Origin of the sequence: Adlercreutzia sp. ZJ154, from assembly GCF_011039055.1 — a bacterium.
Taxonomy (GTDB): Bacteria; Actinomycetota; Coriobacteriia; order Coriobacteriales; family Eggerthellaceae; genus Adlercreutzia_A.
On the sequence record NZ_JAAKEF010000013.1, the window covers coordinates 53,804 to 65,969 of the forward strand.

Annotated in this window: 10 protein-coding genes; 7 read left to right on the forward strand and 3 right to left on the reverse strand. The window is 45.3% G+C overall.

The window, feature by feature from the left end; genetic code table 11:
• The first annotated feature begins 200 nt into the window (after window positions 1-200).
• On the forward strand, window positions 201-1,757 hold the full coding sequence (locus G7Y37_RS06225; protein ID WP_165062613.1) for a CdaR family transcriptional regulator: 1,557 nt from the start codon (window positions 201-203) through the stop codon (window positions 1,755-1,757).
• Here the strand turns inward: G7Y37_RS06225 and G7Y37_RS06230 are convergent.
• Window positions 1,739-2,641: an ion transporter gene (locus tag G7Y37_RS06230; protein WP_165062614.1), complete on the reverse strand. Its 903-nt coding sequence runs from the start codon at window positions 2,639-2,641 to the stop codon at window positions 1,739-1,741. The two genes, G7Y37_RS06225 and G7Y37_RS06230, sit on opposite strands and share 19 nt — an antisense overlap.
• A 190-nt stretch (window positions 2,642-2,831) precedes the next feature.
• Here G7Y37_RS06230 and G7Y37_RS06235 point away from each other — a divergent pair, with 190 nt between their 5' ends.
• The 6 genes from G7Y37_RS06235 to G7Y37_RS06260 all read left to right on the forward strand — a co-directional run bounded on the left by G7Y37_RS06235 (window position 2,832) and on the right by G7Y37_RS06260 (window position 8,385).
• Window positions 2,832-3,686: a class I SAM-dependent methyltransferase gene (locus tag G7Y37_RS06235; protein ID WP_165062615.1), complete on the forward strand. Its 855-nt coding sequence runs from the start codon at window positions 2,832-2,834 to the stop codon at window positions 3,684-3,686.
• Between the two features lie 30 nt (window positions 3,687-3,716).
• A complete protein-coding gene (locus tag G7Y37_RS06240; RefSeq protein ID WP_165062616.1) occupies window positions 3,717-4,271 on the forward strand; it encodes a methylated-DNA--[protein]-cysteine S-methyltransferase in 555 nt (184 codons plus the stop codon).
• Between the two features lie 24 nt (window positions 4,272-4,295).
• Window positions 4,296-5,009: a DUF554 domain-containing protein gene (locus tag G7Y37_RS06245; RefSeq protein WP_165062617.1), complete on the forward strand. Its 714-nt coding sequence runs from the start codon at window positions 4,296-4,298 to the stop codon at window positions 5,007-5,009.
• Window positions 5,010-5,273: 264 nt separating this feature from the next.
• Window positions 5,274-6,290: a helix-turn-helix transcriptional regulator gene (locus tag G7Y37_RS06250; RefSeq protein ID WP_165062618.1), complete on the forward strand. Its 1,017-nt coding sequence runs from the start codon at window positions 5,274-5,276 to the stop codon at window positions 6,288-6,290.
• Window positions 6,291-6,346: 56 nt separating this feature from the next.
• On the forward strand, window positions 6,347-7,141 hold the full coding sequence (locus tag G7Y37_RS06255; protein WP_165062619.1) for an arylamine N-acetyltransferase: 795 nt from the start codon (window positions 6,347-6,349) through the stop codon (window positions 7,139-7,141).
• Window positions 7,142-7,167: 26 nt separating this feature from the next.
• The gene (locus G7Y37_RS06260; protein WP_241156038.1) at window positions 7,168-8,385 is read left to right on the forward strand and encodes a U32 family peptidase C-terminal domain-containing protein; all 1,218 of its coding nucleotides are present in this window, start codon (window positions 7,168-7,170) and stop codon (window positions 8,383-8,385) included.
• 24 nt (window positions 8,386-8,409) lie between these two features.
• Here the strand turns inward: G7Y37_RS06260 and G7Y37_RS06265 are convergent, their stop codons facing one another.
• Both G7Y37_RS06265 and G7Y37_RS06270 read right to left on the reverse strand, forming a co-directional pair.
• Complete coding sequence (locus G7Y37_RS06265) at window positions 8,410-9,879, reverse strand: MATE family efflux transporter (RefSeq protein WP_241156039.1); 1,470 nt, start codon at window positions 9,877-9,879, stop codon at window positions 8,410-8,412.
• Between the two features lie 20 nt (window positions 9,880-9,899).
• Entirely contained in the window at window positions 9,900-11,864 is a 1,965-nt protein-coding gene (locus tag G7Y37_RS06270) for a DHA2 family efflux MFS transporter permease subunit (RefSeq protein WP_165062621.1), read from the reverse strand.
• Window positions 11,865-12,166: the final 302 nt, after the last annotated feature.

The window sequence follows — 12,166 nt, forward strand, 5'->3', positions numbered from 1 at the left end:
GATCGGTACTGATGATTTTGCGCCCGTTTAGACGCTATAACTATGCTTCAATTGTAGAAATCACTGGTTCTAATTACTATGTGTAAAGTAGCCATATTTTCTTAAATTTTATGGTTATAATTAACATAAAATATTGGATTTTTAACGCGAAATAGCAAAGCGCGATACGAATAGGTAACGGTTTGGGGAGGCGCTTCATCATGATGTTTCCGCTTGATATTATTGTTGGACTTTGTGAGCGTTCCAGCATTGCAGTACTAAAGCAACCGAAGCACCCCAATTCGCAATTTGGCTGGATTTCCGCCATTCCGGATACAGAAAGCATCAGTTCAAAAACTGTAGGCAACACAGTATATGTTGTAGAAAATGTATCGTTTGCGCCCAAGAATGCAACATGTGTAATAACACGCCCCGACCCCGATAAATCAAAATGGGACCAAAATTCCGACCACATTTTCATCAGTACCGACTTACCACCCATTACTGTGGCGGACATCCTTCAACGCAGATTGGTAAATATAATCCAATGGAATGACAAAATGGCGCAAATGCTAGAGGACGGCTGCATAAACCAAGATCTTCTAAAAGCTAGCGAAAGCGTGCTTAAATGCTATGTAGGTCTATCGGATTCCACCTTTTCGCATATTGCCCATACTCCCAATTTGCACCCACTAGATAAACACAGCCAATATTTTGTAGAACATGGATGTTACAGCCAAAAAACGGTTGACCAAATAAGACAAAGCGGACTTATGCATAAGTGGAATTCGCAAGACTTCACAATAGCAAACAACGATGAAAGCATATTGGACGGTTTTCCGTATGCTAGCCATGTTATAAAGCGCCATGGGCGCTACGCTGCACACTTAATAATGGTTTCCCCAACTCGCATAACACCGCACTACATATTTCTATTCAATCTTCTTGCGAAAAAAGTTGAGGTATGCCTTTCGCGCTATTGGCGACTGGAAAACCCGCTTGAGCAACGATATACATATTTCCTAAAAGAAGTTTTAAGCGGCAACACATACGACAAAGCCGGTCTGGAAGAGCGTGCGCGTATGCACGGACTTCCCACAACTGGGCTATTCGAAATATGTGTCGCAAATAGTGCTTGGAAAACAATGCCAACCGAATATTTTGCAAGGCTTATACTTACAGAAATCCCCGAATGTAAAGTAGCTGTAAACGAAGAAAAAATCGTCGTGCTAATTTGCGCCGATTCAAATAAGCCGCAAAACTTAATTGACACCGAAAAGGCGCTTTGCAATCTGGCGCAGCGCATGGATGTAGAAATTGGCGTATCCGACAGGTTCACACATTTAAGCAAAGCCGATTTTGCGCTGGAAAAGGCGCGCATTGCGCTAAATTACGGACACAGATATTCACAGCGCTATATAGCATTTGAAGGTCAAGATACTGAAACAACAACAATGTATCGGTTCTATAGATACTTCCCATACTTCGCCACAGATCCTTTTGCGCATTCGGAAAAGTTTATTGCAAAGTTAATTGTCAGAGATAATCCTATAGCAGCCCTGCGCACAACCGACAAAACACGCGGCACCAACGATTACGAAATATTGCGTGTATACCTGCGCAGCGAAGGACATATAAATATGGTGTGTGAAATTATGCACATGCATCGAAATACAGTTATGTACAGACTTAGCAAAATTAAACAAGCTATCGGAGAAGACTTAGACAACGGCGATGTGCGTATGTATCTGCGAATACTTTATTTATTGTCCGATTGATTGCCAACATCATTTTCATCATCCGATGAACTGTCGTGCTTTTTACCACGCCTATTCACATTCTGAAATTCGGCAACAAAACCAGCTGAGAATATACCTCCGGGTATAGCTACCAGCGCCACCGATAAAAACATAATGACAGAACCAATAGCACGCCCAAGCGGCGTTACAGGAGCAATATCACCATATCCCGTAGCAGTTATAGTGGTAACAGCCCAATAGACACCCGAAAGTAAATCGCTAAATTTGTCAGGCTGTACCGGATGCTCTATTTCATACATAACCACACTGGTGACAATTATCAACAAAGCAAGCACAAGAAAAGCCGCTATTATTTCATGGCGACGTTTCTCTAATACGCGCCCTATAGTGCGAAGACCCCGCATGTATCTGGATATCTTCACCAAACGAACCAAACGTACAATGTTTACAATTGTACGCAGCGCAGGTGTCATAGGAATAAACCATGCTAATACGCTAGGGAAAAATGACAGCAGATCTATTATCCCCAGTGGCGAACATATATAGTGAAGGCGCGCTTTTGCCCTAGAGTTATCCTCGAACACAATGTCGGCTACCCAAATACGAGCCAGATACTCCGCAAAGAAACATAACGTAGAGAAAGTATAAAACGCCGAAATGGCACTAGATGTAAAAGAGTCTAGTCCAGACTGCGTAGATATAAACACCACTACGGCATTTAGTACTATTAATATGAACAGCGCACACCCAATAACTTTGCCTACAGCATTCGCACACATAACACTTTCTAGCGCATAATATGTTTGGCGCTTTAAGTTTGAAACGCGGGCAAGCTTTGAACGACGTGTTTGTTTTTTCGTTTGCGCATCTTGGCTGTTTTGGTTGTCTTGCTCATCGGGCATTCGCGAAACCCTTCCATCCTAGATAACATGCATTATATTAGTTGAAAGAGCTAAGCAAAATCATGTGAAGGGTATTACATACGCCGAGGAGGAATTCTAAAAGACATTTTTGCTAAAGCAAAAGAGCAGCATTTTACAATAACGATATACTGATTTATGAATAATTGCCATACATACAAAGGAGTTCTCCATGCATGCCGAGCAGCATAGTCTTATTACCGCGCAAGATTGGAATAATGCATGGAAAGCATCTTGGGCAAATCGCGCAGAACCGCATGGGTCAACTTATTGGAATACGCGCGCCAAGACATTCGGGGGGAAAGATTCGCCCAGTTCATACACTAGTCAATTTTTAGAGCTTGCAGAAATATTGCCAGAAGAATCGGTGTTCGATATGGGATGCGGCACGGGCAACTTATCTGTACCTTTAGGCACCGCAGGTCATAATGTACTTGCAGCAGATTTCTCATCTGTAATGCTAAACCGCCTTAATGAAAACTTGCAAAAACACGATATAGCATGCGTAAAAACAACATTGCTGTCATGGGAAGACAATTGGCAAGACTGCGGAATACTGCCAGAAAGCTACGATGTATGCGTGGCATCTCGCTCTATTGCCACATCCGATCTTGCAGATTCACTTGCCAAACTTACCACCATTGCCAAGCGGCGTGTTTGCGTAACATTGGCACATGGTGCATCCCCTAGAATAGATGACAAACTTCTTCGCGATATGGGAATTGAAGTACCACCCAATTACGATTTTGTCTACGCCATCGCCATACTTAAAGCACAGGGGTTTATTCCTGAACTTAGATATATACCCACCGAGCGCCGTGACTATTTTACGGATAAAGAAGAAGCTGTCGAAAAATACTCCGAGATGATTACAACTGTCGTCGGCAACAATTCACCCAAGCTTCCAGATGCATTAGAGCGCTTGCCTAAATGGCTTGATCAGAATTTAGAAAGTCAAGACGACATGTTTACGTTAAAACATCCGCGGCAAGTGCCTTGGGCATTTATCTCTTGGAATAAGTTCTAAACAAAAGCAAAGCATTCTGATGGGGGTAAAATGGCTGAATTTCAAATATATGAAAGCGTCTATAAAAGCGAAATGCTTGGCGATATAACTGTAGCCAGCGATGGTAAAAATATAGTTGGACTATGGCTTTCAGGGCAAAAGTATTTTGAAGCAACCATAGAAGGCACCACAAAGTCTGGCGACGAATTGCCCGTTATAAAGAAGACGAAGAAATGGCTAGACAGCTATTTCGCTGGCGAAAATCCACCTATAAGCGACTTGCCCCTGGCTCCTAATGGTAGTGCTTTTCGCAAACGCGTATGGAAAAAACTTTGCGCCATTGCGTATGGGCAAACCCGCACTTACGGTGATATTGCCGCCGAATTGGCGCGCGAAGATGGCAAAACACGAATGTCGGCACAGGCGGTAGGCGGCGCTGTTGGGCATAACCCCATATCTATAATAATTCCCTGCCACCGTGTAGTAGGAGCAAACGGCAATCTTACCGGTTATGCCGGCGGAATAGATAAGAAGATATACCTATTAAAACACGAAGGTGCCTACACTCAAAACATGTTTGCGCCAAAAACTGGTACTGCTCTGTAAACATCGAAAGCGATAGAAAGCAAAATGATAGGAACAATAGCCAACACGATTGCAATTATTATAGGGTCAATCATAGGCAGCGCCGCCAAACGTGGATTAGGGCAGCGCTATCAAGAAATATTATTTGCAGCCATGGGCTTGGCAGCAGTAGGCATAGGCATTAATGCGGTTGTAGTAGGTATGGCAGATAGCATATATCCGGTACTGTTTATCGCAAGTCTAGCTATCGGAGGCGTTATAGGAACCGGGCTAGATATATCTGGTCGGTTCGACAAACTTGTTTCAAAGCATTCAAAACAAGACAGTGAAGGGAAAAACCTATCGCAAGGTCTTTCAACTGCCATAATGCTATTTTGCTTCGGTACGCTTTCCATATTGGGTCCAATAAATAGCGCACTATACGGCGACGAAACCTACCTATTCACTAATGCTACGCTAGATTTTGTAACATCTATGGTGCTTGCATCGTCATTTGGAATAGGCATTGCGCTTGCCGCAGTCGTTCTATTTTGCTGGCAAGGAGCCATTTTTCTATTAGCTAATCAATTAGCACCACTACTTACTTCGCAGCTTATGTGCGAGATAACAATCGTTGGCGGCTTTCTCATATTGGCATCAGGATTAGGAATTTTGAAAATAAAAGACATTCCCACAATGAATTTACTGCCCGCTTTATTCGTACCGCCAATCTGGTTTGCAGCAATTTCGCTAGCGTCAAATTTTGGGCTTACTTTTTAAGGGCACATATCAGATGCATGTAATCGAAGAAGGATTATGTTCTGAAGCTGCGCAGCCTTCACTCCACCCTCCTTCAGTTTTTTGATGCAACATATATCAGGATACAGCAACTTAACAATTCTCTGAACTGGGCTTTGCAACCAGTGGGCGCATTAAATCACTTAAAAAGATGCCAAAAGTTTATGGTGCGCCACCAATGTATAAACTAATGTAGTCGCATCGGCAGCCGAATAAACCGAAACACCGAAGCAAGAAAGGCAACAAATGAGTTTTCGCGATAATCTATTACACTTACGCGCATCGCACAATATGACACAAGAGCAGCTGGCTATGATATTAGGGGTAAGCCGCCAATCAGTTACAAAGTGGGAGTCGGAGCGATCGTATCCAGAAATGGACAAACTGTTAAAGCTATGCCAAACATTCGACTGCACACTAGACGATCTAGTTCAGGGTGACTTAACCAACCAGCAGCCTAACGCAGCTTGCAAAGTAACCACCAACACACCACCCGCAGATGTATTCGGCTACGACGAACATATGCGCAAATTCGCAAATAAAATAGCGGGCGGGGTACTATCAGTAGTATTGGGGTGCGCTATATCTATTGTTTTCTTCAGCGCAGGCGATCCAAGCACAGCAAGTCTGTTTTCACTTCCTGAAAATACAGCCGCAGCAATAGGAACCATTTGCGTACTTATAGGCGTGGCGATCGGCTTGATACTATTCATTCCAGCCGGAATGGAACATTCCCAATTTGTACGCGAACATCCATATATTGAAGATTTCTACACCAGCGAACAAAAAACCAGTGCACGCACAGCATTTTATTGGCAGCTTATTGGTGGTATCGCCATCATTTTTGCAGGTATTTGCATAATATTACTTTTTTCCGACTCTCCATATGAAGATAGTATAGGAACGGTGTCGATGGTTGCCTGCGTAGCCATAGGCGCAGCACTTATCGTGCGCGGCAGCATAAACCTTAGCCGCATCAATCTGTCCAACTACAATTTAGCCGCAGGCGAAATACTAGAAACCCACGAAATAAATGAGTCAAATATTCCGCAAGAGCAGAAAGAAGAACTACTTGCTGTAAAGCGTACAGACAAACGTATTGGCGCTATCTGCGGAACAATAATGATGGTAGCCACCATAGTCGGACTAGTTATGCTGTTTGTGCCTGAATATTCCACACCATTTTTCTGGCTAGCATGGCCTATCGGCGGCTTGCTGTGCGGAATATCATCCGTGCTAATAAAAGGATTCAGTAACAACTAATAAGCTGCATGTTTGCTATGCTATAGCTCATGTGTTCAAGCAACCGAAGGAGTATAATGTTGGACGCTAAGCAAATACGCGCCTATTTAGATAGATTAGAAATAAGCGCTATGCCAACGCCAACAAAAGAGAACCTAGATGCTCTTGTCTATGCGCATCAAACACATATCCCATTTGAAACTATAGGTGTTCACCGCAGCAAAGATGCACCCAGTCTTTCCCTAAATTCGCTATTTAATAAGATTATTTGCGAACATAAAGGTGGATACTGCTTTGAATTAAACAAATTTTTTGAAGCGCTGCTTGTATCGCTTGGCTATAATGCACGCCCTGCGCTTTGCCGATCAGTGCGCGGGCGAAAAGCGCGCATGCCAATAAACCACCGCGGCATTATTGTTACATTTAACGATACATTGTGCTTTGTCGATGTGGGTTTCGGCGGACCTATGCCAGCAGAATCGCTACCACTTACTCCCGATGTAGAGCAAAATGTACGCGGCGAAATATTTATTGTAGAAAACGATAGCAACTCTTGGCTAAAAATTGACCGAATCACTAAAGCGAAAGCCGATTTGCACGATGACGGAACCCCAGCGCACCGTCAAACAGAACTAGAGCTTTGCACGGCGCATGTAGAGGACATAGATTTCAATGCGCTGAATTTGATGTGCTCGCAATCTGGCACTCTATTTCGCGACTGCGAGATTGTAAACTTACGCACCAATAATGGCTATAAAGGATACAGAGACGGCGTGTTAACCATTCGCGAAAGCGGGAATAAAACTGTTTTGGAAATTAGCGACACCGACAAAGCAGATGCGCTGCATGAACATTTCGGGTTGATGTATTGATGGAACTTTTAGCACCAGCAGGAGGAATGGAACAACTGCAAGCTGCAATAGCATTTGGAGCCGACGCAGTATATCTAGCAACCGACCGCTTCGGCATGCGCGCTCGTGCCAACAACTTCAACATGGAAGAATTGGCGCACGCTGTTACTTTTGCTCATTCGCGCAACGTAAAGATACACGTAGCCTGCAATGTTCTTATGATGCCCAACGACACAGCACAGTTGCCGTCGTATTTCGAAGAAGTGCAAGCAACCGGTGCCGATGCCCTAATAATAGGCGACATTGGCGCCTTCGCTATTGCGCGCGAATATGCTCCCAAAATGGAGCTTCACGTGTCCACGCAGGCTAGCGTAGCTAACGCCGAAGCCGCAAAAGTGTGGCACAGCTTAGGAGCGGCACGCGTAGTGTGCGCCCGCGAAATGTCGCTGTCCGACATAGCGCGCATGCGACAAGAAACGCCGCCCAGCTTAAAAATAGAAGCTTTCGCACACGGGGCTATGTGCATGGCGGTATCCGGTCGCTGCCTTATAAGTTCTTACTTAACCGGACGCAGCGGCAATCGCGGAAATTGTTCGCAATCGTGTAGATGGAACTACACACTTGAAGAGGAAAAGCGCCCGGGCGAGCATTTTCCCATAGAGCAAACCGACCGCGGCACGCTAATAATGAACGCTAAAGACCTGAATATGCTGGCACACCTTGACGCACTAGCCGAAGCGGGCGTAGATTCTATAAAAATAGAGGGACGCAACAAAAAGGCATTCTATGTTGCTACTGTTGTTGGCGCGTATCGCAGAGTACTAGACGGCGAACCTGCCGAAAATGTGTACAGCGAGCTTCTAACCATTTCACATCGCCCCTACAATACCGGGTTTTATTTTGGAGAAGCTGAGCAAGAATGCGTGGAGGAAGGCTACACGAAACAGACCGTTCATGTAGCCGACGTAATAGACTGCAGCACACACGCAGGCGCGTATCTCATAACCGCGCGCTGCCGCAATCGCTTTTCCGAGCGCGACACAGTGGAAGTTTTAGCGCCAAATTCCCCCGCAAATACCCTGCAAATAAAAAACCTGTGCTGGATTCCAGAGAACGGAGTGTCCACACCAGTTCCAACAGCAAACAGATCGTGCAATATTTATACTTTCGAGGCGATGCAAGCTATACAGCCCGGCTCGTTTTTACGCATGCGTACTGAAAACTTCTTTAGCGAAGTCTGTACAGAAAACGCATCGCAATCCTAACTTCGCCGCACTTATAAGCCAAATCTAGCATTGTTGCATACGGCGGAGACGGCGCATCTCCCATACGATAAATATGGCAACCGTAAAAATTGCCAAAAAGTCAGATATAGGCGCAGCGAAATAAAGCGCATCTAGCCCGTCAAACTGCGGTGCCATAATCGGCAGCAAGTTAGGCATAATGAACAGCAGCGGCACAAGAAACAGTATCTGGCGTGTAAGCGTAAGAAATATAGACTTAGCAGGCTGCCCTGTTGCCTGAAAATAATTCGAACCCACAATCTGAAAGCCCACAAACGGCAACATTAAGAACTGCACCTTCAAGGCAAACGCCGTAAACTCTACAAGAGCCGCATCTTGTATGCCAAACGCATTGGCTATAGCGTTCGGGAACGCTGTTATAACAATCCATTCAATCAGGCTAAATGCAGTAGCCACAGCAATCCCCAGCCAAAGAGTCTTTCTAACACGATCAATTTTCTTCGCGCCGTAATTGAAGCCAAGCAGCGGCTGAATTGCTATAGCTATACCAATAAGCGGCATAACTGAAAACATACCGATACGATTTATAACGCCAATAGAAGCAAGCGCATTCACCGTGCCAATGTCGCTTAGAGCACCATATTTCACCAGCTGGAAATTCAGCACAAAATTCACAACAGCCATACCAGCTTGCACGGCAAAGCTAGGAAAACCATATGCCAATATGGTTCCCACTACACGCCATATTGGCCTCATACAACTAAGGCGTATACGAAGCGCCACATCTTTAGTGCAGAAAAAATACGCAAGCACTGCCGCCGCCGAACAAGCCTGTCCAGCAAGTGTGGCAAACGCGCTACCAGCCACGCCCCATCCGTTCACTATAACGAACCAGTAGTTAAACCCCGTAGCTGTAAAAAGACCTACAACCATAGTGCCCAGCGCAATATTAGGAGAGCCGCACGTGCGAATAAAATTATTTACACCCATACCAATACTTTGCAGAACAAATCCAAAGCAAAGTATCTGAATAAACGTATGAGCATACGGACGCACTTCATCCGTCGCGCTAGATGCTGTTAAAAGCGCATCCATCAATGAAGGCACAGCGGCAGCCGCAGCCACCACCACCCACAGCACAATGCTTAGAGTAATAACGTTGCCAAGCGCACGTTCTGCCTCGTCGCGCTTGCCCTGCCCCAACTTCAGCGCCGCCAACGCATTGCCGCCATTACCAATAAGCATAGCAAGTGCCATAAACACAATCATTATGGGATTAGCCACAGTTACCGCCGACAAGCCAATCTCGCCTACCGCATGCCCCAAAAATATAGAGTCTATCAGGTTGTACGACCCATTAACCAGCATGCCCACAACAGAAGGTATGGCAAATTCCGCGATAAGCTTTGGGATAGACTCTGTACCCATACGGGTAACACGTTCTGCCCGCTTATCAACTGGAAATTGCTCTTTATTGCGCTTTTCTGCCTCTGTACTGTGAGCCTCTTGCGTCATGCCCTCACACTCTATCCAATCTATCCTAAATCTTCTATAACCTCAGAAATTGAACGCACTATGTTGCGACGGCTAATAGTACCAACCAGCCGCCCGTCTTTCACTACTGGCACTTTCTTTATACGGCGTTCGGCTAAAACTCGGCATACTTCATCAATTGGCGTATCTTCTTCCACCGATATAACACGTTTCGTAGCTATATCTGCCGCTTTAAGTTCCAACAGATCGAACAAACGCTGCTTCATAGCTTCGCTGTCTATGAAGCGATACAAATTCATAGAAGTATCGAAGAAAGATATTTCGTTTTTGCCCAGATACGAAGCTATATCTCCATCGGATATAAATCCTGCCAAATCGCCCGCAGCGTTTACCAGCGGAAGCCCGCTAGTATCATTTGCAGCCATGGTGCGTATTACATCACGCATTGCAGCGTCTTCTAGCGCAAATACAGGATTGCAAGTCATAGCATCTTTAGCGCATATCTCAGAATAGGGATCGTCTGCCTGCGTAACAACACCACCAGCAGCAACCGCGCCATCCGCCTGCGCACGCAAGCTGTCTGAAATACGCTGTGCATCGCTGCCGGCAACCGCCTTTTTATCTTTCTTTGTATCGCGCACAAAGAACAGAATTACAAGTACTGCCACCACCATAAGCGCACATGTTGTACTAAACGCTAAATGATTACCGACGTATGCCTGCTCTAGCGGAGAAGCCTCTGGCACCATATAAGGTGCCAACGCAGAAATAGACACCAGCACCGCTGTTCCTAGCGATGCCGCCACCTGATTCAAAGTATTCGACAACCCTTGCGCATGCTGTATAACACTATTGTCTAGCGAATTCACACCCCACGTATTCAATGGTGTCATAGTAAACTGAAGCCCCATTGTAAGTACGGTATACGCCAGCGCTATGAATACAAAATCGGTATCGATACCAAGAAGCACCAGCCCGATTCCGCCTAGCAACGCAACAATAGCGCCGGGAATAACTACGCGCCGCACACCAAAGCGGTCGAACAGGCGCCCAGCAAGCAACCCCATGAAAGCGCCAATAACCGCACCCGGCAGCATAGCAACACCCGACATAGTAGCCGAATAACCACGCACACCCTGAATATACAGCGGCGTAATAACACCTGTACCCATTAGCGCCGCTTGCACGATAACAATAATTATTACTGCAGTAGCGTATTTACGCGTTTTTAATATGTCCACCTTCAGCATAGGAGATGGCAGTGTTAGCTGACGACGCACATATAGCGCCAGCACAACCAAACCGACCACAATAAGCGCGGCGGTTACGAACAAATTCTGGCTAGATGAAAATGTGGAAAGCCCATAAAGCAAACACACCAAACCAACCGTAGACAAAACGACTGACAGTTTATCGAATGTAGTGCGCTTAAAGTCGCCGTAATTACGCAATACGAATATCGACAGAATTATAACCACCACAGATAGCACTGTGGTTATAGCAAACAGCGCACGCCAACCAACTGTATCAACTAAAAGACCCGCAAGAGAAGGACCAATAGCCGGCGCAAAACCTATGATAAGTCCTATAACACCCATTGCGGTACCGCGTTTTTCGCGCGGGAATACAAGAAGTATTACTGTAAATACCATTGGCATAGACATGCCCGTGCACACCGCTTGCAAAACACGCCCTAGCAACAATACATAGAAGTTTGGTGCTAATGTTGCTGCCAAACTGCCTATCGCAAATATTACGAATGCACTTATAAATAATTGCCGCGTACTAAAACGCCCTATGAGATACGCCGAAAGCGGGATAATTACAGCCTCTACCAGCGAGTATCCACTGGTCAGCCATTGCACCGTAGTTGCATCTACTCCCAAATCAGCCATAATGGCAGGCAATGCGGGCGACAATAACGTCTGATTTAATACTGCTAAAAGAGTGCCCGCCAAAAGCACTCCAACCATAACCATATTTCTGCGATCTACACCTAATGCCATGCGAAAAACAACTCCCAAATACTTTATCTTTAATTTTTGCGTGATTTTTTAGTATATTCGTATATTTAAACGCAGCTAAAGAAAACCACAATTGACGCAAAATTCAAAACACGCGGTAACGTCTAGGTAAATTCCGGAAAAATGGTCAAAACTTCCGACTTTCCATGGTTGAACTGGTTGTGTGTCGATTGTTGGTGTCATGATTGCGTTTGGGAGGTGCGGGCTTTAGCCCGCCCGAGCAAACGCAGCATTGCCCAGAACTAGCTATATATTACACTATTGGCATCATGCCGCCCTTCCGA